The sequence below is a fragment of the Mesorhizobium sp. genome (assembly GCF_005063415.1).
Taxonomy (GTDB): domain Bacteria; phylum Pseudomonadota; class Alphaproteobacteria; order Rhizobiales; family Rhizobiaceae; genus Mesorhizobium.
In genome coordinates this window covers 1-26068 of the sequence record NZ_SUEG01000011.1, presented here as the reverse complement: position 1 = coordinate 26068, position 26068 = coordinate 1, and the positions used below count along the sequence as shown (strand labels likewise).

Annotated in this window: 29 protein-coding genes; 9 read left to right on the top strand and 20 right to left on the bottom strand. The window is 61.2% G+C overall.

Annotated elements, in window-relative coordinates; genetic code table 11:
- Position 1 precedes the first annotated feature (1 nt).
- Positions 2-442 carry a c-type cytochrome, methanol metabolism-related gene (locus E5W70_RS05450; RefSeq protein WP_036239057.1) on the bottom strand — a complete coding sequence of 147 codons (441 nt, stop codon included), beginning with the start codon at positions 440-442 and terminating at the stop codon, positions 2-4.
- Positions 443-678: 236 nt separating this feature from the next.
- A complete protein-coding gene (locus E5W70_RS05445) occupies positions 679-2580 on the bottom strand; it encodes a methanol/ethanol family PQQ-dependent dehydrogenase (protein ID WP_292654917.1) in 1902 nt (633 codons plus the stop codon).
- 672 nt (positions 2581-3252) lie between these two features.
- Here E5W70_RS05445 and E5W70_RS05440 point away from each other — a divergent pair.
- Positions 3253-3603, top strand: a complete 351-nt coding sequence (locus E5W70_RS05440) for a hypothetical protein (RefSeq protein ID WP_292655032.1) — start codon at positions 3253-3255, stop codon at positions 3601-3603.
- A 32-nt stretch (positions 3604-3635) separates the two neighbouring features.
- Here the strand turns inward: E5W70_RS05440 and E5W70_RS05435 are convergent, their stop codons facing one another.
- Entirely contained in the window at positions 3636-4136 is a 501-nt protein-coding gene (locus tag E5W70_RS05435; RefSeq protein ID WP_292654915.1) for a hypothetical protein, read from the bottom strand.
- Positions 4137-4628: 492 nt separating this feature from the next.
- On the opposite strand from E5W70_RS05435, the gene E5W70_RS05430 reads away from it, so the two are divergent.
- The gene (locus E5W70_RS05430) at positions 4629-5009 is read left to right on the top strand and encodes a cytochrome c family protein (protein ID WP_292654913.1); all 381 of its coding nucleotides are present in this window, start codon (positions 4629-4631) and stop codon (positions 5007-5009) included.
- A gap of 66 nt (positions 5010-5075) precedes the next feature.
- Here E5W70_RS05430 and gph read toward each other — a convergent pair whose 3' ends face one another.
- The 10 genes from gph to E5W70_RS05380 form a co-directional block, all read right to left on the bottom strand.
- The gene (gene gph, locus E5W70_RS05425; protein WP_292654909.1) at positions 5076-5777 is read right to left on the bottom strand and encodes a phosphoglycolate phosphatase; all 702 of its coding nucleotides are present in this window, start codon (positions 5775-5777) and stop codon (positions 5076-5078) included.
- Complete coding sequence (locus E5W70_RS05420) at positions 5774-6331, bottom strand: thioredoxin family protein (protein ID WP_292654906.1); 558 nt, start codon at positions 6329-6331, stop codon at positions 5774-5776. Before E5W70_RS05420 ends, gph begins: the two co-directional genes overlap by 4 nt.
- Before the next feature lie 23 nt (positions 6332-6354).
- Entirely contained in the window at positions 6355-7041 is a 687-nt protein-coding gene (gene rpe, locus E5W70_RS05415) for a ribulose-phosphate 3-epimerase (protein WP_292654903.1), read from the bottom strand.
- A gap of 61 nt (positions 7042-7102) precedes the next feature.
- The gene (gene cbbX / locus E5W70_RS05410; RefSeq protein WP_292654901.1) at positions 7103-8041 is read right to left on the bottom strand and encodes a CbbX protein; all 939 of its coding nucleotides are present in this window, start codon (positions 8039-8041) and stop codon (positions 7103-7105) included.
- 8 nt (positions 8042-8049) lie between these two features.
- Positions 8050-8484, bottom strand: coding sequence for a ribulose bisphosphate carboxylase small subunit (locus E5W70_RS05405; protein WP_023678835.1), 435 nt, complete (start codon positions 8482-8484; stop codon positions 8050-8052).
- Positions 8485-8502: 18 nt separating this feature from the next.
- On the bottom strand, positions 8503-9981 hold the full coding sequence (locus E5W70_RS05400; protein ID WP_292655030.1) for a ribulose-bisphosphate carboxylase large subunit: 1479 nt from the start codon (positions 9979-9981) through the stop codon (positions 8503-8505).
- 36 nt (positions 9982-10017) lie between these two features.
- Entirely contained in the window at positions 10018-11097 is a 1080-nt protein-coding gene (gene fba / locus E5W70_RS05395) for a class II fructose-bisphosphate aldolase (RefSeq protein ID WP_292654896.1), read from the bottom strand.
- Between the two features lie 10 nt (positions 11098-11107).
- Entirely contained in the window at positions 11108-13114 is a 2007-nt protein-coding gene (gene tkt / locus E5W70_RS05390) for a transketolase (RefSeq protein ID WP_292654893.1), read from the bottom strand.
- Positions 13115-13124: 10 nt separating this feature from the next.
- Positions 13125-13997, bottom strand: coding sequence for a phosphoribulokinase (locus E5W70_RS05385; protein WP_023678839.1), 873 nt, complete (start codon positions 13995-13997; stop codon positions 13125-13127).
- Positions 13998-14002: 5 nt separating this feature from the next.
- Positions 14003-15049 carry a class 1 fructose-bisphosphatase gene (locus tag E5W70_RS05380; protein ID WP_292654889.1) on the bottom strand — a complete coding sequence of 349 codons (1047 nt, stop codon included), beginning with the start codon at positions 15047-15049 and terminating at the stop codon, positions 14003-14005.
- Between the two features lie 123 nt (positions 15050-15172).
- Between E5W70_RS05380 and E5W70_RS05375 the strand changes: the two genes are divergently transcribed.
- Positions 15173-16132, top strand: a complete 960-nt coding sequence (locus E5W70_RS05375; RefSeq protein ID WP_292654886.1) for a LysR family transcriptional regulator — start codon at positions 15173-15175, stop codon at positions 16130-16132.
- Positions 16133-16343: 211 nt separating this feature from the next.
- On the opposite strand, the gene E5W70_RS05370 is transcribed toward E5W70_RS05375, so the two are convergent.
- Both E5W70_RS05370 and E5W70_RS05365 read right to left on the bottom strand, forming a co-directional pair.
- A complete protein-coding gene (locus E5W70_RS05370) occupies positions 16344-16802 on the bottom strand; it encodes a nuclear transport factor 2 family protein (protein WP_292654884.1) in 459 nt (152 codons plus the stop codon).
- 349 nt (positions 16803-17151) lie between these two features.
- Positions 17152-17514, bottom strand: a complete 363-nt coding sequence (locus E5W70_RS05365; RefSeq protein WP_292654881.1) for a hypothetical protein — start codon at positions 17512-17514, stop codon at positions 17152-17154.
- A gap of 81 nt (positions 17515-17595) precedes the next feature.
- Here E5W70_RS05365 and E5W70_RS05360 point away from each other — a divergent pair, with 81 nt between their 5' ends.
- The 4 genes from E5W70_RS05360 to E5W70_RS05345 all read left to right on the top strand — a co-directional run bounded on the left by E5W70_RS05360 (position 17596) and on the right by E5W70_RS05345 (position 20897).
- Positions 17596-18174 carry a TetR/AcrR family transcriptional regulator gene (locus tag E5W70_RS05360; RefSeq protein ID WP_292654876.1) on the top strand — a complete coding sequence of 193 codons (579 nt, stop codon included), beginning with the start codon at positions 17596-17598 and terminating at the stop codon, positions 18172-18174.
- A gap of 46 nt (positions 18175-18220) precedes the next feature.
- A complete protein-coding gene (fabF, locus tag E5W70_RS05355) occupies positions 18221-19525 on the top strand; it encodes a beta-ketoacyl-ACP synthase II (RefSeq protein WP_292654873.1) in 1305 nt (434 codons plus the stop codon).
- Positions 19526-19588: 63 nt separating this feature from the next.
- On the top strand, positions 19589-20404 hold the full coding sequence (locus E5W70_RS05350) for an oxidoreductase (protein WP_292654870.1): 816 nt from the start codon (positions 19589-19591) through the stop codon (positions 20402-20404).
- 292 nt (positions 20405-20696) lie between these two features.
- The gene (locus tag E5W70_RS05345) at positions 20697-20897 is read left to right on the top strand and encodes a hypothetical protein (RefSeq protein ID WP_023678847.1); all 201 of its coding nucleotides are present in this window, start codon (positions 20697-20699) and stop codon (positions 20895-20897) included.
- Positions 20898-20924: 27 nt separating this feature from the next.
- On the opposite strand, the gene E5W70_RS05340 is transcribed toward E5W70_RS05345, so the two are convergent.
- From E5W70_RS05340 to E5W70_RS05320, 5 genes are all read right to left on the bottom strand, one after another.
- On the bottom strand, positions 20925-21554 hold the full coding sequence (locus E5W70_RS05340) for a hypothetical protein (protein WP_292654863.1): 630 nt from the start codon (positions 21552-21554) through the stop codon (positions 20925-20927).
- A complete protein-coding gene (locus E5W70_RS05335) occupies positions 21554-22414 on the bottom strand; it encodes an ABC transporter permease (RefSeq protein ID WP_292655027.1) in 861 nt (286 codons plus the stop codon). Before E5W70_RS05335 ends, E5W70_RS05340 begins: the two co-directional genes overlap by 1 nt.
- A gap of 11 nt (positions 22415-22425) precedes the next feature.
- Positions 22426-23214 (bottom strand): ATP-binding cassette domain-containing protein, encoded by a 789-nt coding sequence (locus tag E5W70_RS05330; protein ID WP_292654860.1) that lies wholly within the window; start codon positions 23212-23214, stop codon positions 22426-22428.
- Positions 23215-23312: 98 nt separating this feature from the next.
- Positions 23313-24284, bottom strand: a complete 972-nt coding sequence (locus E5W70_RS05325) for a YVTN family beta-propeller repeat protein (protein ID WP_366509665.1) — start codon at positions 24282-24284, stop codon at positions 23313-23315.
- Between the two features lie 21 nt (positions 24285-24305).
- A complete protein-coding gene (locus E5W70_RS05320; protein WP_292654857.1) occupies positions 24306-25478 on the bottom strand; it encodes an ABC transporter substrate-binding protein in 1173 nt (390 codons plus the stop codon).
- Here E5W70_RS05320 and E5W70_RS05315 point away from each other — a divergent pair.
- Both E5W70_RS05315 and E5W70_RS05310 read left to right on the top strand, forming a co-directional pair.
- A complete protein-coding gene (locus E5W70_RS05315) occupies positions 25456-25776 on the top strand; it encodes a hypothetical protein (RefSeq protein ID WP_292655042.1) in 321 nt (106 codons plus the stop codon). The genes E5W70_RS05320 and E5W70_RS05315 overlap by 23 nt on opposite strands.
- 32 nt (positions 25777-25808) lie before the next feature.
- Positions 25809-26068: alcohol dehydrogenase catalytic domain-containing protein (locus tag E5W70_RS05310; RefSeq protein ID WP_292654854.1), on the top strand; the 260-nt coding region annotated here is incomplete at its 3' end.

Below are 26068 nucleotides of genomic sequence, written 5' to 3'. Positions count from 1 at the left end.
ATCATCCACCCATGCAGGATGCTTCGGCATCCTTGGCTGCCTGAGCCTTGTTTTCGTGCTTGGGCGGCCTGCCGCGGGGTGCCGCGCCATCGGCGCGCGCGCGCAGATAGACGTAGAGATCGTCCAGGTAACAATAGACGTTCTTGTTGTCGCCAAAGGCAGGCATGACGTTTTCCTTGCCGCCGCCGACATTCTTGCGGCCCTCGGCGACGATCGACAGGAACGTGGCGTAATCCATGTTCTTCAGGCTATTAGCCAGGGCAGGCGCATAGCTCGACCCTGTGGCGTCCTGTCCGTGACAGACATGGCAATCTGAGTGATACCGGCGATACCCGCTGAAGGTGTACCAATCGACGGTTCCGTTTTCGATCTTGTAGGTCGGATTTCCGTCCGCATCTAAATATTTGCCTCCTTCTTGCTTCACCGCCTTGGCTTTTTCCATGCTGTCTTCGGCCCGTACCAGACTTGAGCTGGCCAGAGGCAGCAGGACCAGGGCGAGAGCGGAAACTGCAATGCGAACGATCATTCAGACTCTTCCTTCATTTGCCAGAAACCCTGTGCCGTCGTGCAGCGGCATTGATCGGTGTTGGGTGGGCGGCGCAATCGAGAGCCCGGTTCCCGGCTTCGGGTGACCCGGGCTCTCGTTTTTCGAACCTAGTCGTAAGGCTCTTCCCGGCGTCAGTCCGGGAGGCCGAACACGGTGAGCTGGCCGCCCAGCGTCGTATAGTCGGCAAGTGCAGCGTAACCGCCGACAGCACCCAGACCGGCGGTTCCAACGACTGCGGTCTGGTCGCCCTGCGCACGGCCCTGATCAACGGCGCCATGCCAGGCAGCGGCGTTATCGGGCGAAAGCAGCCCACCTGCCAGACCGATACCGGCCCATCCACCGACGCCGGACAGAACGGCGACGTACTGCTTGCCGTCATGTTCATAGGTCGTGATGTTGCCGATGATGCCGGACGGGGTCTTGAACTTGTACAGTTCCTTGCCGTCCTTATCGACCGCCTTGATGTAACCTTCGAGGGTACCGTAGAAGACGACGTCGCCATCGGTCGCCAACGCCCCCGACCACACCGAGAACTGCTCGGGCTTCGACCAGACGATCTCACCCTTGGCTGCATCCCAGGCAATGAAGTTGCCCATGTTGCCGTCACCGCCAGGCGCCGCATACATCGACACGGTGGCGCCCACATAGGGCTGACCGGCGGTGTAGCTCACTTTGTAAGGCTCATAGTCCATGCAGACATGGTTGGTCGGCACGTAGAACAACCCGGTCTTCGGCGAGTAGGCGGCCGGCTGCTGGTCCTTGGTTCCAAGCGCGGCCGGGCAGATACCGGTCGAGTTGGTGTCTTCGCCGTTCTGCTGGGTCGAATACTTGGCGACGACCTGCGGGCGGCCATACTGGTCGCTCTTGGGGTCCATGTTGACTTCCGTCGCCCAGTTCACCGCCGGATCGTATTTCTTGGCGACGAGAAGCTCGCCGGTGGCGCGATCCATGGTGTAGGCAAAGCCGTTGCGGTCGAAATGCACCAGCACGTCGTGCTTGGCGCCGTTGACCTCCATGCCATCGACGAGAATCATCTCGTTGATGCCGTCATAGTCCCACTCGTCATGCGGGGTCATTTGGTAGAGCCATTTGGCAACACCGGTATCCGCATCGCGAGCCATGATTGTCATGGACCAGCGATTGTCGCCGGGGCGCTGGACCGGGTTCCACGTCGAGGGATTGCCGGTACCGTAGTAGACAAGGTTCAGCTTGGGATCATAGGAATACCATCCCCATGTCGTGCCGCCGCCTGTCTTCCACTGTTCGCCTTCCCAGGTGTTCGTGCCGGAATCCTTTCCGACAGGCTTGCCGAGATGGGTCGTCTTCTCAGGATCGAGAAGGGTGTCTGCATCAGGACCTTCCGAATAGGCTTTCCAGGCGAGCTTGCCGTCTTTCAGATTGTAGGCGGCCAGCCAGCCGCGAACACCGAATTCAGCACCGGAGACGCCAACGAGCACCTTGTCCTTGATGACTACGGGTGCCGACGTGCCGGATTCGCCCTTTCCGCCGTCGGTCTGGTCGCCGTTCTTGACAGACCACACGACCTTGCCGGTCTTGGCATCTAGCGCGACGACGGTGGTGTCGGCCTGGTTGAGAATGATCTTGCCGTCGCCATAGGCGACACCGCGATTGACCGTGTCGCAGCACATGATCGGAATGACGTTCGAGTCCTGCTTGGGCTCGTATTTCCAGAGGATCTTCCCGTCGTTCTTGAGGTCCAGAGCATAGACGTTGTTTGGGAAAGGCGTGTGGACATACATCACATCGCCGATGACCAGCGGCCCGCCTTCGTGACCGCGCAGCACGCCGGTGGAAAAGCTCCATTTGACCTGCAGGTTTTTCACATTGTCGGCAGTGATCTGGTTGAGTTTGGAATAGCGGGTGTTAGCGTAGTCACCCGTCTGCATCGCCCAGTTCTTCGCATCTGATGCGAGCTTTGCAAGGTCTTCATTGGCCGAAGCCGTATAGGCAGCGCCGAGCGATAAAAACGCCGCGGTCGTCAGAATGTAGGTAGTTTTCGCAAGTACACGCATCCAAAATCCTCCCGGGTTCACAGTGAAGAATCGACCGTCAAGCCCCACAAGGGCTTGCCCAAGCAATTCATGTTGGGAAGTTATTTTCCGGCAGCTGTCACGACCTACCCCGAAGCAGAGGGCACCGTTACCGCCCGCCCCCCTTGGTCTTCGAAAGACTGCCGCCGCTCCCTGATGACGGTGGCGCTCTTGAAGCCGGAAACAGGAAAAAGCTATGTCATCGCAAAAGGCCAGGCAAGCAAAAACCTACAATGCATCGTTGCGCTGCAATATCGATTATGGTGCGGTGCAATATTCAGAAACAATTAAAAGAAGCGTCTTGTGAAAAACTATTAAGCAGATGAGCGTCCAGCCGTGACATATATAGAAACCATATTGTTCCCATATTCTCAAGGTGAGACACATTTGACTTTATTTCGATATATTCTCCGAGGCGCCTCGGAGTAAGTATGCGTGCATCTCGCTGGCTACCGATAGTGAGCGAAGCATGAAATGAACGCGTGAAGGGGGGTGCACAGCGGGTCATGAAGTCGGCTCCTGTCGGCCGATAGGGCATTCCTCCTTTGGTCCTATACGCAGGCCATGGGAGCTTGACTGGCTTTGCGGCACGTCGCCAATTGGCGCGATGATCCCGTCTGGATGCATGGTGTCCAGGCCAACTGGAGGTTCCTCATGATAAGGTCTGTTGGATCTCTCACCTTGCCGCTGGCCTTTGCGGCGCTGGCCTTTGCGAACTCGGCCAACGCCGCGGGAGACTACCCGACGGCAACGATTGCCGACTACGTGCTCGGCTGCATGCAAACAAATGGCCAGACACGTCAGGCGCTTGAAAGCTGTTCCTGCTCGATCGATGTTATCGCCTCGATTGTTCCTTATGATCACTATGAGAGGGCGGAGACCTTCAAAAGCATGTCGTTGACGACAGGGGAGGCGGCAGGGTTGTTTCGCGAAAGCGCGCCAGCGAAGGCGGCGCGCACCGAACTGAAACGCGCGCAGGCGGAAGCTGACATACGTTGCTTTTAGTCAGGCGGAACAGGCACACGTGGCCGAGCGCCTCACAGTCCTGCTGTTTCCATCGGCCAATGGCCGCGAAATACCATGCCGTCCGTGTCTGTCGCCTCGACACGGATTTCGCCTTTGCCATCCGCCGTGATCAATTCATCCACGCCCTGGAAAGCGAAGACGTTGTGGGCGACTTTCCTGATCTTGAACTCAAGGTCGCCGGCAGCGGCGAGGGCGGCCCGCCCGAGGCAACAAGGCAGCATCGCGGCGCTAACCGCGGTGCATGCGAAGCCGTTCAGAAGCTTGCGTCGTACCCTGTCGATCGGCATGGCTCTCCCGATATGCATTCCGATCGGTAAGGCGATCAGGCCACACCCGGAAATTTTTGCTGGAACGACCGCAAAAGGTCGCCCATCACCTGTGGACTGCGATGTTGCCGCGGCAATCTTACGTCGAACATGCGAACCAGGAATGCCGATCAAATCGCTCGTTCCTTGCTCGGAAAGGCACATTTCCAGCGCACGACCTTGAGCCTCGGATGTTCCTGAGACCATTTTGCGATCTCGGCGGGCGCCAGGAACATGCATTGGAACAGAGGGCCGCGGCTCTCGAAATAGACATGTTCATCTCGGCAATTGCCCGGATTGGCGCTAAGGCACACCGTTAATATGAGATCGACCATGTCCATTTGGCACTTGTCGTCGCCTGCGCGGCGAACTCTCCAGAGTTCGTGCTTTGGAGTTGCAGCGGATTCCTGAAGGTGCCCAAACAGCAAACCGGCTGGGGTGAGGCTACGCGTTCGGCCAATAGGCCCCAATAATGTGAACCGCGTGTCGCTCCGCACTTCCCCTTCGCGCAGTCGGGAAACGAAACAGGACCTTTGTACGATTGACTTCCTTCATCGGCAGTCTAGCTTTTCGAGGCGTGCAGGTGCTGCCAGTCCGGGGAGGAAGGACGAACGTTTGCTCTCCCGCGTAATGCCGGCGGTCAAGGCATCGACACGCGTAAATTGTCCGGGGCACCCACACGATCAATGAGGAAATGCCATGCGCGCAGTCGCATTTTTCGCCGCCGTGTCCGTCGCCACCTTTGTCACTGCCCAGTCTCAGGCACAGGATGCCGCGGCGGGTGAGAAGGTCTTCGCAAAATGCAAGGTCTGCCACGTGGCAGACAAGGACCAGAACAAGATCGGTCCGTCCTTGAACGGCGTCATCGGCCGAACGGCCGGGACGCATCCGGGGTTCAGCTATTCCAAGGCGATGACCGAGGCCGGCAAGTCCGGCGTCAAATGGGATGAGGCCACGCTGACCACCTACCTTCACGATCCGAAAGCGATGGTCAAAGGAACGAAGATGGCGTTTGTCGGCCTCAAGAAAGACGAGGACATCGCCAATGTCATTGCCTACCTGAAGCAATTCTCCAAATAACGCGGCTCTTCCGCCGGCCATTTTGACTGCGCCCGGCCGGCGTTGGCCTGGGCCTTGCGCTTGGGGTCACGCAGCGTCTTGCAGCCTCTGCATCGCGGAGGGCAGATCGAACAGGCTGTCGCAAACGAGGTCGGCGCCAAGCTCTTCAACGGGAATTTGGCTGTATCCGCCACGCAGCAGAATGACTGCCATGCCGGCGGCGCGGGCGGCGGCCACGTCGGCGCTGCTGTCTCCGACCATCAGCGTGTCACGAGGTTCGACCTGAAGCTGGTCGAGCGCCAGCAACAGCGCGTCTGGCGCCGGTTTCAAGTATGTCACCGCGTCTCCGCCGATGATCGCGCCGAGATATTCCGTCAGCCGAAAATGGAGCAGGATTTCGCGAGCCGCCAGCTGCGGCTTGTTGGTCACCACGGCCATGGCTATTCCGCTCAAATGCAAGTGCGTGAGAACCTCCCTGACGCCAGGCATCAGCCTCGTCCGGCCGGTCAGATGCCTGCGATAGATCGGCGCCATGACGCGGTTGGCCTCATCGAGCGCGCTGCCGAGGAGCGGCGTGCCGCTAGCCGCGAAGGCTCGTTCGACCAGTTTCCTGATGCCGCCGCCGATCATGGACTTGACCTGATCCAGGCGCAGCGGCGGCAGATCGCGCGCGGCCAGCAATTCGTTGACGGCGGCCGCTATATCAGGCGCCGAATCGACCAGTGTGCCGTCGAGATCGAACAGGATCGCCTTGGGCGACCCAAACGGCCTGCCTGCGCCGACGTTCATGCAGCATCCTTCCACTTGATCGAACAGCCGATCGAAGCGATCTGGTCGAGCGGTCCGTCGCCGGTTCGGGCAACCTGCTTCATCGCCTCGAACAGGTCGCGCCTCAGCCCGGGCGATTCGGCGTCGCGTCGCGACGCGTCAAGCCGGCCGCGATATTGCAGCGTCAACTCGCTATTGAGCCCGAAGAAATCCGGGGTGCAAACGGCTCCGTAGTCACGCGCCACCGTCTGGCGCTCGTCGTGGAGATAGGGGAAAGTGAAGCCGTTCGTGCTGGCGAAGAGCTTCATATTGTCGAAGGAATCGTCCGGATAGGCCCCGGCATCGTTTGAGTTGATCGCGACAAAGCCGATGCCTTCGGCCTTGAGGTCGTTGGCGTCGCGCACCATGCGTGAAATCACCGCCCTCACATAGGGGCAGTGGTTGCAGATGAAGGCCACCACCAACCCATTCGGGCCGGCGTGGCTTAAGATCGAATGCGATGTGCCGTCGACGCCAGGCAAAACGGCGTCGATGGCTCGCCAGCCGAAATCGCAGACAGGTGGAATTGCCGCCATATTTGCCCTCCGATGAAACGGTTTTATGCAGCTTTCCGGATCGCCCCGTCGGCCGCCTGCCTGATGGCGCCGATATTGGCGCAATAGGCCGCCTCGGTGCCGCCCTTAAAGATGGCCGAGCCGGCGACCAGCACATTGGCGCCGGCCGCGGTGACCAGCGGAGCGGTTTCGGGCGTGACGCCGCCGTCGATCTGTATGTCGATCGGACGATGGCCGACCAACGCCTTGACCCGCCTGACCTTGTCGACGACTGCCGCAATGAAGGCCTGGCCGCCGAAGCCCGGATTGACCGTCATCAGAAGCACCAGATCGAGCCGGTCGAGGACATATTCGATGACGCTTTCCGGCGTCGACGGGTTCAGCGACACGCCGGCCTTCTTGCCGAGATTCCTGATTGCCTGCAGCGAACGGTCTAGGTGCGGCCCGGCCTCGGCGTGCACTGTAATGATGTCGCAGCCGGCATCGGCGAAGGCGGCGAGATAGGCGTCGGCCGGCGCGATCATCAGGTGGCAGTCGAAGACCTTGTCCGTTCGACTACGGATCGCCTTGATCACTGGCGGACCGAAGGTGATGTTGGGCACGAAATGGCCATCCATCACATCGAGATGGATCCAATCGGCACCAGCCCGCACGACCGCTTCGACCTCGCCGCCGAGCCGCGAGAAGTCCGCGGAAAGCACCGAGGGCGCGATGATTGTCTTGGTATCCATGGTCGTCGGCTCCCACTTTGTCGTCCGTGTCCGGTCGCTGCACGCCAACCGCGTCGTCTTGTCAGCGCGCCTTCGTCTCCGGTTCGCCTTCGAGCTTACCTTCCGCGAACACACGGCTGCCGCGAATGTCGGATTCCTCGATCGTGATAAGATCGATTTTCGTCAACGCCCGGTCGCGCGATGCGAAAAGCCGGCTGGCCTGGCGAAGCCGCGCCCGGTCGAGGCTATTGCGAACCGAGCGGGCGTTGGAGAAATGCGGCAGTCGCATGCGGATCGGGAGATACTCTTCGAGCGCCTTGGCCGCCGCTTCACTGAGACGGTAATTCTGTTCCGCCAGCATGATCTCGGCGATCGATTTGAGTTCGCTGACGCCGTAGTCAGGAAAATCGAGGTGATGGGCGATGCGCGAGCGCATGCCGGGATTACTGTCGAAGAAGCGGTCCATCTTGTCCTTGTAGCCAGCAAGAATCACAACCAGATCGTCACGGTTGTTTTCCATGCATTGCAGCAGGATTTCGATCGATTCCTGGCCGTAGTCGCGTTCGTTCTCGGGCTTGTAGAGATAGTAGGCCTCGTCGATGAAAAGCACCCCGCCCATGGCGCGCTTGATCACGTCGCGGGTTTTGGGCGCGGTGTGGCCCACATATTGGCCGACGAGATCGTCGCGCGTCACGGCGACCATGTGCCCTTCGCGAACATAGCCGAGACGATGCAGGATTTCGGCCATTCTGAGCGCCACGGTAGTCTTTCCGGTACCGGGATTTCCCGTAAAGTTCATGTGCAGCGTCGGCGCGCCCGATGTCAGGCCGAACTTGCGGCGAAGCCGGTCGACCAGGAGCAGCGCGGCGATCTCGCGGATGCGGTTCTTGACAGGTTTCAGGCCAACGACTTCGCGGTCGAGCTTTTCCATCACCTCGTCGATGTTGGATGCCTCGAACTCGGCCTGCAGATCCACCGATTCGCCCTGCGCGGCAGCGCCCTTTGCTATCGCGTCCAGCATGGTTTCGCCTAGCTCCGCTCGCCTTCGGGCCTGTCGGTCGCATAAGGCACGATCGAATAGCCCTGGCTGCGCCCGTCACGCTCCTGGCGCAGCAGCCGGAACCCGGGTTCATTGGGCGGCCGGTTGACGATGAACGACATGCGCGGCGCTTCCCAGCCCTTGGTCGAATCGAAGGCGGTGACCCGGACATACATGTTAGGCATGGCTTTCCGGCAATTGTTGACTTCAAGCAGGATGCCCGCCGGGTCCCTCAGGTCGAACATCGGGTTGCCGTACATTTCCCAATAGGTGTTTCGCGGATGCGGATCGTCGGTGTATTCGACGCTGACCGCCCAGTGGTTTTTCAGCGCGTATTTGATCTGCGCCGAAATCTGCTCATCGGTCAGCTCGGGCAGGAACGAAAACTGTCCCTGCGTGACCTTGTTTCCGGGATTGGTCATCATGGCGACGGTTCCTTTCGTCTAGAAGCTCGGCGTTGCGGTTGGCACAAAGTCGGCCGTGTCGGTCGATTCGTAGTTGAAGGTGACGTCCTTCCACGTCTCCAGGGCCGCCTTGAGCGGCGTGCACCATCTGGCCGCCTGTTCGAGGATTTTGGTCCCTTCGCGCAGATAGTCGCGGCCCTCGTTGCGGGCGAGGATCATCGCCTCCAACGCGACGCGATTGGCCGTAGCGCCGGCCTGGATGCCGTCCGGATGGCCGATCGTGCCGCCGCCGAACTGCAGGATGACGTCCTCGCCGAGATAATGGATCAGCTGGTGCATCTGGCCGGCATGGATGCCACCGGAGGCGACGGGCATCACCTTGTTGAGCGAGGCCCAGTCCTGATCGAAGAACAGCCCGGTTTCGAGGTTCTGCGGCGTGCGCTCCTCGCGCAGGGTGTCATAAAACCCCTTGATCATAAGCGGGTCGCCTTCCAGCTTGCCGACCACCGTGCCGGCATGGATGTGATCGACGCCGGCCATCCGCATCCATTTGCATATGACGCGAAAATTCATGCCGTGGTTCTTCTGGCGCGAATAGGTCGAGTTGCCGGCCCGGTGCAGGTGCAGGATCATGTCGTTGCGGCGTGCCCACTTGGCCATCGACTGGATCGCCGTATAGCCAATGACGAGGTCGATCATGACGATGCAGGAGCCAAGCTGTTTTGCAAATTCGGCGCGCTCGTACATCTCCTCCATCGTGCCGGCGGTGACGTTGAGATAATGGCCCTTGACTTCGCCGGTGGCGGCCGACGCCTTGTTCACAGCCTCCATGCAGTAGAGGAAACGGTCGCGCCAATGCATGAAGGGCTGCGAGTTGATGTTCTCGTCGTCCTTGACGAAGTCGAGGCCACCCTTCAGCGCCTCGTAGACGACGCGGCCGTAATTGCGGCCTGACAGGCCAAGCTTCGGCTTCGTCGTCGCGCCGAGCAGCGGCCGGCCGAACTTGTCGAGCCGCTCGCGTTCCACCACGATGCCGGTCGCCGGGCCCTGGAAGGTTTTGAGGTAAGCCACCGGGATGCGCATGTCCTCGAGCCGCAAGGCCTTGACGGCCTTGAAGCCGAACACGTTGCCAATGATCGATGCAGTCAGGTTGGCGATGGAGCCGGGCTCGAACAGGTCGAGGTCGTAGGCGATATAGGCGAAGTACTGTTGCTCGATCCTGGTGCCTGGACCTGTGTTCGGCACCGGCTCGGATTTGAACGCCTTGGCGCGGTAGAGCTCGCAGGCGGTCAGCCTGTCGGTCCACACCACGGTCCATGTCGCGGTAGAGGATTCACCGGCGATGGCGGCGGCCGCCTCCTCGTGGTCGACGCCGGGCTGCGGCGTGATCCGAAACATCGCGATCAGGTCGGTCTCCTTGGGCCGGTAGTCCGGCTCCCAGTAGCCCATCTTCTTGTAGGGGATGACGCCCGACCTGTAGCGTTCCTTGCCTTCCTTGAGCGTGCCTGCTGAGGGCATGTCGATCTTGTTCATGGCAGGTCTCCTGTTTGCCGCTCAGGCGGCTTTCGCGGTTGCGATATGGGGGTCGAGCTTTCCTGCGGCGTAACGTTTCGCCATCTCATCCATGGCGATCACCCTGATCTTCGACGCATGGCCTGCGGTGCCGAAGCGTTCGAAGCGATCGCGGCAAAGGTCGCGCAGGGCGTCCATGGCGGGTTTCAGGAATTTACGCGGATCGAATTCGCGCGGGTCCTCCGTCGCGACGCGGCGGAACTGCCCGGCCATGGCCATTCGGCAATCGGTGTCGATGTTGACCTTGCGCACGCCGTAGCGGATGCCGCGCTCGATCTCCTCGACCGGGACGCCAAAGGTCTGGGGCATCTCGCCGCCATAGTTGTTGATGATGTCCTGCAGTTCCTGCGGCACGGAGGAAGACCCATGCATGACCAGATGCGTGTTGGGCAGCTTTTCGTGGATCGCCTCGATCAGCTGCATGGCCAGGATGCCGCCGTCAGGCTTGCGGCTGAATTTGTAGGCGCCGTGCGAGGTACCGCAGGCGATCGCCAGCGCGTCGACCCGGGTGGCGGTCACGAAGTCGACCGCCTGATCGGGATCGGTCAAAAGCTGGTCGTGGGAAAGCGCACCTTCGGCGCCGTGCCCGTCCTCGGCCTCGCCCTGGCCGGTTTCCAGCGAGCCGAGCACGCCGAGCTCGCCTTCGACCGAAGCGCCTACCCAATGCGCCATGCGTCCGACACGTTCGGTGATGGCGACGTTGTACTCGTAGCTCGCCGGGGTCTTGGCGTCCGCCATCAGCGACCCGTCCATCATCACCGAGGTGAAGCCGTTGCGGATCGCCGACAGGCAGGTGGCTTCGTTGTTGCCGTGATCCTGATGGATGCATAGCGGAATGGCCGGATGGATTTCGGTCAACGCCTCCATCATCTTGGCCAGCATGATGTCATTGGCATAGGAACGGGCGCCGCGCGAGGCCTGGATGATGACCGGCGCATCGCAGGCCCTGGCGGCCTCCATGATGGCGAGGCCCTGTTCCATGTTGTTGATGTTGAATGCCGGCACCCCGTAGCCGTGCTCGGCGGCATGGTCGAGAAGCTGGCGAAGGGTGATGCGGGCCATGGTCGTCCTCCTAGATGATGAGCTTCAGCGCCGCTGCCGAGACGGCTTCGGGCGTGATTTCGAAATGCCGGTAGAGATCCGGGGCAGGGGCGCTGGCGCCGAAACCGGCCATGCCGACGAAAATGCCGGTGTCGCCTATCCAGCGGTCCCAGCCGAGCCGTGCTGCGGCTTCGATGGCAATGCGCGGCGCCGAGCCGAGGACGGCCTTGCGGGTGCCGGCGTCCTGTTCCTCGAAAAGCTCCCAGCACGGCATCGAGACGACCGCGGCGGCGATGCCGTGCTCGGTCTCCAGCCGTTCAGCGGCGGCAACGGCAATCTCGACCTCCGAGCCGGTGGCGATCAGCGTCACGGCGCGGTGCTCGGGCGGCTCGCGCAGGATGTAAGCGCCCTGGCTCGACCGGTTCTCGTCGCTGTCTGTCTGGCGCAGCATCGGCAGGTTCTGGCGGGAGAGCACCAGCACGCTCGGCCGGTTCTCGCTCTTCAGGGCCAGTTCCCAGCACTCCGCCGTTTCGATGATGTCGGCCGGACGGAAGACGTTGAGGTTCGGCGTGGCCCGCAGCATCGCCAGGTGCTCGACCGGCTGGTGGGTCGGGCCGTCCTCGCCGAGACCAATGGAATCATGCGTCATCACATAGATGATGCGCTGGCCCATGAGCGCCGAGAGCCGCATCGCGCCGCGCGCATAGTCGGCGAAGCACAGGAACGTGCCGCCATAAGGCACGAAGCCGCCATGCAGTGCGATGCCGTTCATGGCCGCGGCCATGCCGTGCTCGCGGATGCCATAGTGAATGTAGCGGCCGGCATAGTCATCAGGCGCTATGCGATCCATGCCCTTGGTGATCGTCAGGTTCGAATGCGTCAGATCAGCGGAGCCGCCGACGGTCAGGTCGGTTGCGGCGTTGATGGCGCCGAGCGCCATTTCGGAGGCTTTTCGCGTTGCAACCTTGGTCGCCTTCTCGACATGCTCCTTGCGGAAAGCGCCGAGCGCTTCGAAGACCGCGCCGGGCAGGTTGCCGGCGACCGCGCTCTCAAAGGCCTGGCGCCGCGGCGAGGCGGCAAGCCGCTGCTCCCAGGCGTGCCGTGCGGCTTGCCCGCGCTCGGCAATTTCGCGCCAGGTGAAAAGGATGTGGTCCGGCACCTCGAACGGCGCGTAGGCCCAGCCGATGTTTTCGCGCGTCGCGGCGATCTCGGCATCGCCGAGCGGCGCGCCATGCGTCTTCTCCGAGCCGCCCAGATTGGGCGCGCCCTTGCCGATCACCGTGCGGCAGGCGATCAGAGACGGCTGGTCCGATTGCTGCGCCGCTTCGATTGCCGCAGCGACAGCTTCCATATCGTGGCCGTCCACCGATTGGACATGCCATCCAGCGGCTTTGAACCGGGCCGGCTGGTCCATCGATGTCGACAGCGACGTCGGTCCGTCGATCGAGATCGCATTGTCGTCCCAAAAGACGATCAGCCGGGACAGCTTCAGGTGACCGGCAAGATCGATCGCCTCGTGGCTGATGCCTTCCTGCAGGCAGCCGTCGCCGGCGATCGCGTAGGTGAAATGGTCGACGAGATCGGCGCCGTGGCGGGCAGCAAGCATGCGCTCCGCCAGCGCCATGCCGACCGCGGTCGAAATGCCTTGTCCAAGCGGACCGGTCGTCGTCTCGATGCCAAGCGCATGGCCATATTCCGGATGGCCGGCAGTGCGGCTGCCCAGCTGGCGAAACCGCTGCAACTCCTCGATCGGCATGTCCTCGTAGCCGAGCAGGTAATGCAGCGCATATTGCAGCATCGAGCCGTGCCCGGCCGAAAGCACGAAGCGGTCGCGATCGGGCCAGTCCGGCATCGACGGATCGATATTGATGAAGCGGCTGAACAGCACCGTCGCGACATCGGCCATGCCCATTGGCATGCCCGGATGACCGGAATTGGCCTTTTGGACGCTGTCCATCGCCAATGCGCGAATGGCGTTCGCCATATCGCGCTCCAACACGGCGGCGACGGGCTTCAGTGCTGCTGCTTGGCTGTTCATGGCGTCCTCCTCACGACACACGGTTCTTGCGTTCGATCAATTGCAGGATGAGCGGCGTCAGGATCAGCTGCATGGCGAGGTCGAGCTTGTTGCCGGGCACCACTATGGAATTCGGCCGCGACATGAACGAATCGTGGATCATCGAAAGCAGGTAGGGGAAATCGATGCCGCGCGGATTGGCGAAGCGGATAACCAGCATCGATTCGTCGGGCGTCGGAATCCAGCGCGCGATGAATGGATTGGACGTGTCGACGATCGGCACGCGCTGGAAGTTGATGGCGGTCTGCGAAAACTGCGGGACGATGTAGCGGACATAGTCCGGCATGCGGCGCAGGATCACGTCCATCACCGCCTCGGTGGAATAGCCGCGCGTTGCGCGGTCGCGATGGATCTTCTGGATCCATTCGAGATTTATGACCGGCACCACGCCGATCTTGAGGTCCGCGTGCCTGGCCAGGTTGATCTTGTCGGTGACGACGCAGCCATGCAGGCCCTCGTAGAAGAGCAGGTCGCTCGGCGGAAATTCGCGCCATTCGGTGAAATGTCCTGGCGGCGTGCCGTACTGCTTCTCCTCATCCTCGTCATGGATGTATGTGCGGGTCTTTCCGGTTCCCCGGCGGCCATATTCCTCGAATACCTCTTCGAGGATCGCCAGTTCATTGGCCTCGGCGTGGAAGTGGGTGAAGTTCGGATTGCCCGCCTTTTCCTCCTCGGCCACCTTCGCCTTCATCGTGGCGCGGTCGTAGCGATGGAAAGCATCGCCTTCGATGAAGGCGGCCCCGATGTTCTCGCGCCGGAAGATCAGCTCGAAGATGCGCTTGACAGAGGTAGTGCCTGCGCCCGACGACCCGGTGATGGTAATGATGGGGTGCTTTGCCGACATGGTCTTCAGGCCCTGAAAAGGCCACGGCGGCTGAACAGCGGCGCGCGCTCGCCGATGGCGCTCGGCTCGGTGTGGTAGCGGATGATGCGCGCGACTTCCCGCGCCGATCCGAAAACCATGGGCACGCGCTGGTGCAGGCTCTCGGGTTCGATTCCGAGGATGCGGGTGATCGTATCGGTGGCGGCACCGCCCGCCTGTTCGACGAGATAGGCGATCGGGTTTGCCTCATAGACGAGGCGAAGTCGCCCCTGCCTGTAGCCCTTGCGCTTGTCGCCCGGATACAGGAATACGCCGCCGCGCATCAATATGCGGTAGCAGTCCGCGACCAGGGAGGCGATCCAGCGCATGTTGAAGTCCTTCTCACGTGGGCCTTCGGTGCCTTCGAGGCAGTCGTCGATGTAGAGCCGCACCGCCTCGTCCCAGTGCCGGTAGTTGGCGGCGTTGATGGCGAATTCCTGGGTACGCTGGGGGATGACCCGGCTCTCGTAGGCCTGGACGAAGGTGCCGAGCCTGGCCGAGAGAACGAAGACATGCGTGCCGCTGCCGAGAGACAGAACGAGCGCCAGCTGCGGCCCGTAGATGAAGAAGCCGGCGCCCAGCTGGTTCACCCCTGCCTGCAAAAATGAGGCGGCCGGATTCGCATCCGGCGCGCCAGTTGCAGGCAGAAGCGAGAAGATCGTTCCAATCGACACGTTGGTGTCGATGTTGGAAGAGCCGTCGAGCGGGTCGATGGCGATGGCAAGAGGCGCTTGCCTGTCGAGAAGCACTGGCTGGTCCAGTTCCTCGGAAGCGTAGAGCGCGACCGGAGCGTGGCGCATGGCATCGAGAAAGATGTCGTCGGCGAAGACATCGAGATCCTTCTGAACATCGCCGTCAGCATTGGCGCCACGGGTTCCGGCAAAGGCGGTGCCGAGTACCCCTTGATTGATGGTGTTGCGGATCGTGGTGGCCGCCTGCGTCAGCCGACGGACGGTCATTACGACCGCGGAGCGCAGTTCGTCCGGCTCGCCGAGATAGGAGTTCAGAAAAGCGTCGAGCGTTGCCGCTGGCATCGTAACCTCCCGATCCAGCCGCCTCTCCTCGGATCGGCCGGATTGGGGAATGAAAACAAACGATGCTGGATAAGTAAAATTCAATAACTTTACTTTAGCACTAAAAAAATTTTAGTATGCTGCATGAGAAACCTCACGCTCAAGCAGTTCAAGACCGTTCAGGCAATCGTCCGCCACGGGAAAATCGTCAGTGCAGCCAAGGTGTTAGGCCTGTCTCCTCCAGCGGTGACGATCCAGTTGCGGCAGGTTGAGGAAGAGTTCCAACTGGCCTTGTTTGACCGGACGGCGGACGGTATGCGTCCCACTGCCGCAGGTCTTGCCTTCGTCGAGACGGCACAGGCCATCGAGGAGCGGCTTCGTCTGCTCGAAGACAAGATGGATGCGATCAAGGGGGTGCGCGCCGGCAGCTTGCGACTCGGTGTCGTTTCCACGGCCAAATATTTCGCACCGCGGCTGATGGCTGCCTTCATGAAGGAACATCCCGACATTGACATGCGGCTTGCCATTGGTAATCGCGCCGAGACGATCGACAATCTGAAGAATCACGACATCGACATCGCGCTGATGGGACGCCCGGCGAAGGAAGTCCCGGTGCGTGCCTCGGTCTTCGGCGATCATCCGCTGGTCATCATCGCGCCGCCGGACCACCCGCTGGCCTCGGTGCGCGAGATATCCAAGGAGCGGATCGCCCAGGAACATTTCCTCATTCGCGAGTCCGGCTCCGGCACGCGCATCTCGCTGGAAATATTCCTGAGCGAAGTGCCTGGCCGCATCGACGATCTCGGCGTCGAGATGGGCTCGAACGAGACGATCAAACAGGCGGTGATGGCCGGGCTCGGCATCGCCTTCATCTCTGCCCACACCATCGCCGCGGAAATCGAGGCTGGCCGGCTGGTCATCCTCGACGTTGTCGGCATGCCGATCCGCCGGCAATGGTTTTCGGTGATGCGCAGCGATCACGCGATCTCGCCGGCGATGGCGACCTTCCACGATTTTCTGATGCGCAAGGGCGCGATGTACCTGCCACTGTTCGGCAAGCTCTATCCGCAGGAGGAACCGAACACCAAACGTCGCGCGACTTAGGGCGCGCGGCCCAAGGCAAACGCTTCAGACAAACGATGGTGCGTATCAGCGGCTGATCGGCTGTGATCTCCAGACCGACGTCCACGAGCCGAGGATCGGGAGGCATCGCTGGTGGCACGCATTTGCGGAGCCGAGGCGACCGCCATCCAAGCGCTGGGCCACGGGGTAGCGCCCCGCGTTCACGGAACGGTGAGCTTTGACTGAGCTTCTGCTAGCCTACAATTGGTTCGGCGACAGCTTCTTCGAGGCCAGCTGCCGCTTGGTTGGCAAGACCGCGGGCCGCTGCTTGTGAATCGTAAAATTCCTCAAGTGCATAGACTCTGCCCCACCGCAGGGTGAACACGTGGAGACCACCGTTGACGTACGACGCGTCGCCATTGAGCAGCGTTGCGGTGCCGTCCCACTGGGCAAACACGGTGGTATGCCACGGCCAGCCCTTCACCCAGATGTGGTTGACCGTGAGATGGAGATTGGGCAGGACGCGGCCGAGGCGCTTAAACCAGCGGCGCATGGCTTCTTTGTCGTGGCGCTCACCACCAAGCGCGTGGGCGCCGGAAACGCGGTGATGGACATGCGGCGCGAGTGCCTTCACCGCCTCATCCCAGCGATGGTTGTTGACGTGGTCGAAGCTGTCTCGGATTGATTTCTCGACAAAATAACTGTATAGCATTTGACCTCTCCTCAAGCTTATTCGATGGCGTGATCGAAGGCACCGTGGCGCTCCGTCGGCTGATTCTGATGATGCTCGCCGCCCTTGGGGAACGCTGGCGTTGATCCGGTGGAACCTTATTGGTTTCTGTCCGGTGGCTGCTGCTGTGGCCGTCTCTAATGCGGCTTTTGCGTGCTCCTAGCACTCTCGGGAGGACCGTCCGAACAGGACGCCCGCGAGCACAATGGCGGGTCTCGTTTTCATGCCCATCTCCTCATATCGAGTAGATTGCGTTCGACCTCTCTACGTCGGCCGCGCTGACGCGAGAGCTCACGGTCCGCAGCACGCAGGTCGCGGTCTGCATGTCGGGTCAGCGCATTGTCGCGTCGGCTCGCAGAACCATGTCAGTCTCGGTCGAGGCCGTCACCTGCTCGCCGGACCTTGAAAACGCGTAAAGCGAGCCCTGGTGGCCCGGCATGGAAAAGGCCACGGAGTCATCGTTGGCGAGACCCATGACGACGCGCAGCGGATCGCCCCCGGTCTTCGGCGCGAAGGTGGCGGTGACCTCTAGGAGGCCGCCGTCGACCGGGACGTAGTAGACCACCATGTCAAGGTGTCCCTCGTGCAGGCTGCCGCCTTCGATCGGGCGTCCGATGGTGGCTTCCTCGGCAAAAGCCGGGGTCGCAAGAAACAGCGCGGCCAGGAGCGATGCGCTCAGGGTTTTGCGGATCATTTTCGTATCTCCTTTTTAGATTGCGTTCGAACTCTATATAGGCTATAGATTACGAACGCAATCTAAAAAAAGAGGTCAACAATGCGCGTAAGTCGTACTCGGGCAGCGGAAAACCGCGAAACCGTAATCAACGTGGCAAGCCGCCTTTTTCGGGAGCGCGGCTTTGAAGGTATCGGCCTTAAGGATCTGATGAAGGGTGCCGGACTGACCCAAGGCGCGTTTTACAAGCAGTTCGCATCCAAGGACGATCTGGCGGCGCAGGCGTCTAGGCGGGCGATGGAGAGCGCCACCCGTCGATGGTCGGCCGCGATGGCGGAAAACCCTGATGATCCGCTTGGCGCGGTGATCGCGTTCTACCTCAGTATGGACCATCGCGGAGAAAAGATGGACGGCTGCCCGATCGTGGCGCTCGGCTCGGATGCCGCCAGACAGGGCAAGGACGTGAAAGCGCCGTTCGAAGCCGGGATCAAGGAGCATCTTGAGATCCTCGGCCGTTTCGTTGCCGAGGCCAATGGCGGGGAGTTCGATGGCAAGGCCATGGCCATTCTCTCGACGATGGTCGGTGCGCTGATGTTATCGCGCGTTATCAACGATCCCGACCTCGCGCAGGCCTTTCTGGATGCGGCGGCCAATCAGGTTCGTGAATCAGCCGGCGCTTGAACGGCGTGGCGGCGCCGGCGGCGCGCCCAAACTAATAGGAAAATAGATGCGACGGATTGTTGTTACGGGCATGGGAGCGGTCACGCCCCTTGCTGCCGATGTTGAAACGTCCTGGTCGCGTCTCCTGGCCGGCCGCTCGGGCATCCGGAGGCTTCCCGACAATGTGGTGGGCGACCTGCCGGCGAAGGTCGGCGGGGTGGTGCCCTCCACAGAAGAAGATCCGGACGCTGGTTTCGATCCGGAAGCCGTCCTTCCGCTGAAGGATCAGCGCAAGGTAGACCGGTTCATTCTCTTTGCGCTGGCGGCGGCAGAAGAGGCGCTCGCCCAAGCAAGATGGGCCCCCGCCTCGGAAGCGGATCGCTTGCGCACGGCCACGATCATCGCCTCGGGCGTCGGCGGGTTCCCGGCCATAACCGAGGCGGTGCGCACGGTCGACCGGCGCGGCGTCCGCCGTCTATCACCTTTTACGGTGCCGTCCTTCCTGGTGAACCTCGCGGCAGGCCACATCTCGATCCGCTATGGCTTCAAAGGTCCGCTCGGTGCACCGGTGACGGCGTGCGCGGCCGGCATTCAGGCGATCGGCGATGCGGCTCGCCTAATCCGCGCCAATGAAGCCGATATTGCCGTGTGCGGCGGGACGGAAGCATGCATGAATCTTGTCAGCCTCGGTGGGTTTGCCGCGGCACGCTCTCTTTCGACCTCCTTTAATCACCGTCCTGATGAGGCCTCCCGACCGTTCGACAAGTCGCGGGACGGCTTCGTCATGGGCGAAGGAGCCGGCATGCTGGTCATCGAGGAATTGAGCCACGCGCTGGCGCGCGGCGCAAGACCGCTGGCCGAGCTTGTCGGCTACGGCACGACGGCGGATGCTCATCACGTCACCTCCGGTCCCGAGGACGGCGACGGTGCGCGCCGGGCCATGGAGATCGCAATCGCCCAAGCAGGGATTTCGCCCCGCGAGGTTCGTCATCTCAATGCCCATGCGACCTCCACGCCGGTAGGCGACCTGGGTGAGATCGAAGCGATCAAGAGCGTGTTCGGGCGCGATTTCGCGATAGCTGTCAGTGCAACGAAATCGGCGACCGGACACCTGCTCGGAGCCGCAGGCGGGCTCGGAGCAATCTTCGCAATCCTGGCGCTCAGGGATCAGATGGCACCGCCGACCCTCAATCTGGGCGCTCCCGATCCGGCCGGCGACGGGATCGACTTCGTCGCAAACCGGGCCCGGCCGATGGCGATGGGCTATGCAATCTCCAATGGCTTCGGCTTCGGAGGCGTTAATGCCAGTGCGCTGTTCCGGCGCTGGACGGATGATCTGGCCGGCGCGAGCACCGGAGGCGCTCATGATTGACGCCTTTAGCTCCGACCTTTCGTGCTTCTCCCACGCCAATCCAATACGAAGAAAGTGACCTCCATGAACAAGACCAATCTAGGCGTCGCCCTGGTGACCGGGGCATCCAGCGGCATCGGGCACACAACGGCCAAAGCCCTGCAGAACGCGGGCTTTCGCGTGTTCGGAACCAGCCGTCGCGCGGTCGCCGACCGATCCGACGGCGTTACCATGCTGGCCTGCGACGTGACCGATGACACGTCCGTGGCGAAACTTGTCCAGGACGTGCTGGCCGAGACCGGGCGCATCGACCTGCTCGTCAACAATGCCGGCGTTGGCCTGCTTGGTGGCGCGGAGGAGTCCTCGATGGCCCAGGCCAAGTCGTTATTTGACGTGAACGTCTTTGGCGTTATGCGAGTAACCAAAGCGGTGTTGCCGACAATGCGCCGTCAAGGCAAGGGCAGAATCGTCAATTTGAGCTCGGTGCAGGGGTTCATTCCAGCTCCCTATTTCGCGCTTTATTCGTCGACCAAGCATGCCGTTGAGGGCTATTCCGAATCGCTCGACCACGAACTGCGTACTTTCGGAATTCGCGTCGTGTTGGTGGAGCCCGCCTATACCCGCACCTCATTTGAAGAAAATCTCGCCAGGCCGGATCAGTTGCTTGATATCTATGACTCCGCGCGCGCTGGCATGAATGCAGCTGTGCGGAAAGCGATGGAAAAAGGCGATGCGCCGGAAGTGGTAGCCAGGACCGTTTTGGCGGCTGCGACCGATCCCGCTCCGAAGAGGCGCTATGCGGCTGGAAAAATGGCGCGCCAGGTCAGTTTCCTGCGTCGTTTCGTCCCCGCATCCGCATTCGACAAAAGCCTGCGAAAGCAGAACGGGCTGCCGGTCTGAGGTCGACAACAATGATATTCCTGTTTCGGTCGAACCCGTGGGAGAGCGCGTTCCGAGTTCACTTTTTTGGCATTGGCACAGCCGGACGCGCATGTTCGATGCGCTCGCGTCCGCGACTGAGCCCTGTGGTCGTTGGCGTTAGATTAGCGTCGTGTTATATTGCGGCGCGAAAGAGCGGGGGCCACGTTCTTTTCACACCCGTAAGCGATCCGTATGTGCGACCCCTGCAGACTGGTCGGTATCACGGAAACTCCCGGGCATGGGGTTCGGGATTCGAGGGGGACAAGGGGTAATGCTTTACACGCTCGTTATGATGGTCTGCCTGACGGATGTGCCGCAGACCTGTGAACAACGCGAACAGATGGTGGACGGCCTAGCGATGAATCCCGGGACCGCTTTCATGCAGGCGCAATCGCTGGTAGCCCAGTGGATCGAGACGCATCCCGGTTATTTCGTTCAGCGCTGGCGCGTGCTGCCCGGCCGTGGATCGTGATATCCGCCGCAAAGATCGAATGAGGTCCTACTTCTTCGCGGCGAGCATTTCCGAGACGACCTTGGACAATTGATAGAGCCGCTGCTCGATTATCGTCGGCACTTCACAGACGTAAGTCAGTGATTGGACGCGTTCATTGAAAATTCGCGTTGCGAATTTCAGCTGTTCGGTTCGCCGATCGATCTCTTCGGGATCTGGATCCGGCTTTGCCCGCAACGCATCGACATCGGACGCTTCCTTGCGCAACGCGGCGGCCATTTCGAGCTGCTTGTGGGCGTAACGGGAAATGCCGGAGATCACCTGCGAGCGCTCGGCGTCCATGTGATCGAACATGCCTTGCACCAGCATCGCCATTTTGGGTGCAAGTTGCTCGGCCGGCAAGGAGGCGGCGAAATCCTTGATCTTCTTTTGAGCTTCCGCAATCGGCATCCGGCGAGCTGCCAGCTCCTCGACCAGGGCGGAGATGGTGGGGTCGTTCGACCAGTCCTTCGCCGCTGAAGGAAGGTCCGGTCCGCTCCAGATCTGGCCGAGCGAGAGTTGCGGCACCTTGCGCTGTATGCAGGGCCAGTCTGGATCGGGGTTGGCTGCCATGGCGTTGACGCCCGGCGCGAGCATGGCAACCAGAGCCAGGCTGCGAACAAGGCTCATTCGTGCCATCAGGCATTTCCTCCCGTGTCCTGTTTGCGGGTCATCAGGCCGCGCGAAGGGTCGTAGGCGATGATGGCGGCGGCAAGGAACAGCAGCGTGCAGCCGGCAACGACGCCCAGCGACAGCCACTCAACCTGGCCGTAGAAGGCGAAGCGGATCAGTTCGACAGCGTAAGTAAACGGATTGGCGAGGCAGATTTTGTAGAGCAGGGGGCTAGCCTCCTGGATACGCCACAAGGGATAGAGTGCCGGAGAAGCGAAATAGCCGGGAAAGATGACGAAGTTCATGATGCCGGCGAAGTTTTCGAGCTGCTTGATCATCGAGGACAAAAGCATGCCGAGCGCGCACAGCATCATGCCTGACAGGAACAGCGCCGGCAGTACGGTGAGATAGCCAAGCGGCGGCGCCTTGACGCCCCAGAACCAAGCAACGATCAGGAACGCGTAAACCTGCGCGATCGACACGGCGACACCGGCGAGCATCTTCGAGATCAGTAAAAACCAACGCGGGAAGGGGCTGACCAGCAGGGTGCGCATGTTGCCCATTTCGCGGTCATAGACCATCGACAAGGAAGACTGCATACCCGAAAACAGCAGAATCATGCCGCACAGGCCCGGCGTGATGTAGACCTCGTAGAGCACGTAGGTCTTGTAGGGCGGGATGATCGATACACCGAGCACCTGCCGGAATCCGGCTGCAAAAATGAACAGCCAGACGAGCGGCCGAACCAGCGAGGATATGAAGCGCTCGCGTTGGTGCAGGAAGCGCAGGCACTCCCGCACGACGATCCCTTTGAGGCAAATGAGGTAGTGGCGGAGCCCAAATTGTTCGAACTTCACCGGCGTGAGGGCGGCGACTTTTGCGGGCATTGCGGGAGCGCTCATGGCGACATCTCCGCGATGCCGCTTGTTTCGATGCGGTTGAGCCTGGAAAAGGCGTCGCGGATCGAACTGGCACCGCTTGTCCCAACGACATCGGCCACCTTACCCGTGGCAACCAGGTCGCCCTGCCGCAGCACGACGACATGGTCGCCGTCTTCGACCTCATCGATCAGATGCGTCGCCCACAGCACGCCGATGCCTTCGGTTTCGACGAGCTTGCGGATGGTGGCCAAAATGCCCGCACGCGACTGGATGTCGAGACCGACCGTCGCCTCGTCGAGCAGCAGCAGGGAAGGGCGGTGGAGCAGCGCCCGCGCGATCTCGATGCGCCGCATTTGGCCGCCGGAAAGACTGCGTGCCTTGTCATGCTGACGGCCCTGCATGTTGACTATGTCCAGCAGCGCGGCAATGCGCTGCCGGGCTTGGTGTCCGCCAATGCCATGCAGCGAGGCGTGGTAGGAGAGGTTCTGGTGGACGCTGAGGTCGAGGTCGAGCGTGCGTGCCTGGAACACGATGCCGACACGTCTGAGCGCTTCGCCCGAAGCGCGGCTGACGTCATGGCCGAAGATGCGGATCGATCCGCGGCGAGTGCCGTAAAGATGGCTGATCAGTGAGAACAAAGTTGTCTTGCCGGCGCCGTTGAGGCCGAGCAGAACGGTGAAAGTTCCCGGCGCGATCGAGAATGAGACGTCGTGGAGCGCCCGCTTCGGACCATAGGAATGGCTGATACCGGCAAGATCGAGCGCCGCCACCTCCTCTCCAGGTCCGCTTGTCCTCACATGTTGCATGCCGCTGGCTCCTTCGGGGCGCGCTGGTTATCTAGTGCACTTGCAACATCCCAGCGGCAAAGATTTGTCATGTCGGCCTCCCTGATAATCGCTGCGGTCTAGTGGGGCGATATGGCCACGCCCCAAGGCTGCTGGCCCACCGTGACCGATTGAACCGGCTCGTCGGTCGCCGTGTCGATGAAGGTGATGTCGTTGGAATTGCCGTTGGTGGTGATCAGCGTCTTCTGATCGGGGGTGAAGTCGAGATGCCAGACGCGCTGGCCGACCAGGATGTATTTTTCCACCTCGTAGGTTTCGGTGTTGATGACGGCAACGTGGTTCGCTGGGCCGAGCGCGACATAGGCTTTCTTGCCATCGGCGCTGATCGCGATGCCGACCGGCTGGATGGTTTCGGGCCGCAGTCCCGCAATCGCGAACTGGATCTTCTTCACCACCTCGCGTTTGAAACTGTCGATGACGCTGACGGTGCCGCCGATTTCGGCACTGACCCAGATCTGTGATCCGTCGGGCTTGAATTGCGCAAAGCGCGGACGCGTGTCGACCAGGACATTGTCGGTCACCTCATGGCTGTCGGTATCGATGAAATGCGCCATGCTGGTGGTTTCGGAGGTGTTGACCATGGTTTTGCCATCGGGACTGACGGCCATGCCTTCAGGCTCCACCCCAACGGGAATCTCGGCCATGACTTGCTTGCTCTCGATGTTGATCGCGGTGACGAGATTGTCATCCTCGTTAGCGACGTAGAGCGTCTTGCCGTCGGGCGAAAGCACGAACAGTTCGGGATCTGGGCCCGATGGCAGCGTGCCTACGATCTGCAGCGTCGCGGTATCGATGATTTCGATCGTATCGTCATCGCTGGCACACAAATAGATGAACTTGCCGTCGTGCGAGATGGTGATACCGCGCGGCCTCTGGCCGACTTCGACGGTCTTCACCACTTGCATCGTCGCCGTGTCGACGACCGTTACCGTATTGTCTTTCTCGTTGGAGACATAAACGGTGTAAGCCCACGCCGGATTGGCCATGAAGCCGGTCGCGAGAATGGCGAGTGCGCAAGCTCGTCTCTGCACGAAAATTCCTCCCGAATGGTTCTACTTAAGGACGCATTTCGTTTCCGGCTGATCGACGCCGAGCGTATCGAGCTCGGAGATTTGGTGGAGATAACCCTCCTGTGGCGATGTCGAGACCACCGATTCGGTGTCGCCGAGCAGGATTGGCTGGCGAAGCTGATGGTTCCACTTGCGGAAGGTCAGCTTCTGTCCCTTGAAGGCGGCGACCGAGAAATCGTCCGAGCGGATGTAGTCGCTGATCTTCTTCGGATCGTCGCCATTGGTCCGCGTGCTGGCTTCGCCCACCGCCCGCACCGCCGTCCAGGCCGACATATCCTTGGACAGCATTCGCCGGCCGGTCGTCCTCAGGAAACGGCTCTGCATTTGAATGCCACCCCATTGCTCGCTCGCGGGATGCCAGGACGATGCGACAAGACCGGCCGTGCCAGCGACCAGCCGCGGTGTCCAGGTGCGGTAGGGCACATAGGTTCCGAACACCTCGCTCTCGTCGGCGACAAGCACCACGTCATGCTCCGGCAGATCCTGCGTGAACACGGAAATCTGCTGCTGTATCTGCGTAGCGCCGGTGTCGGTGCGGCGCGCCGTGCCAGTGTCTTTGAATTCCTTCTCGGCGACGATCTGACCGCCGAAGCGAGCCGCCGCGCGGCGCAACGCGGCCGCATAGAGATGATCCCGCTCATGCGAACCGTAGAGCAGCACCCAATTCGGCCATTTCTTTACCACGAGATACTGCGCCAGCGCGTCGGCCAGCATGCTTCGCGTCGGCGCCACATGGAAAATGTTTATCCGGCAGTCTTCCTCGCGCAGGCTGTCGTCGGTGGCGCCGACATTGAAGACCAGAACGCCCTTGTCGCGGGCGATGTCGGCGATCGACAGCAATTGCCTGACCGAGAGGTCCGCGACAACATAGCGGTCACCTTTGGCAATCAGCTCGTTGAACGCCTGAGCCGCGTCGGCGTCCGGCTTGACCTCGGTTATGTCGAGGCTGAATTTCTGGCTGAGGAACTTTCCTGTCGTATTGTTGTCGCCGATCGCCACATTGGCGCCGGCGACACCTTCGTCGCGTGGCGGCAGGTCCAGAAGCGAAAGCGCCAGCTGCGGCGCGTAGGCCCGCAAATAACCTATTCTGATTTCAGCTATCTTTTGCGGCCTGTCGGTTGCGACCGGTTGCTTGTCCGTCGCTTCCTGGGCCATCACGTCCGTAACGTTGGCGGTCTGGAAAAATAAGCACAAAAAGGCCGCGAGAGTGCCTGGCACCGCGCTCGTCATCGATAAAACTGCCCATTCTTGCACTAAAGTCCGATTGTTCCCGGACCAGCGCGAATTCAAGGTGCCCATAATGAGCTTAGCGGACCCCACAGGATTTATCAAAGCCATGCAAGCGGACTTGCATATCTGCTTTAGTCCTATGGCTTTTCGCGGAGATACGGCGGTGAATGAGCGTGTTGCGGTCTTCGACTCCGAGATCATCCGCAGCAATGCCGGAATGTGAAACTCTATGGGTTGTCTTGGGAGGATTGCCTGATGAAAACGCGCGCCGCTGTCGCCGTCGCCGCCGGAAAGCCGCTGGAGATCATGGAGGTCGACCTCGAAGGTCCCCGTGATGGCGAGGTGCTGGTCGAGATCAAGGCAACCGGCATCTGCCACACCGACGAGTTCACGCTGTCGGGCGCCGACCCCGAAGGCCTGTTTCCGGCGATCCTCGGCCATGAGGGCGCCGGCATCGTCGTCGACGTCGGCAAGGGCGTCACCTCGATCAAGAAGGGTGACCATGTCATCCCGCT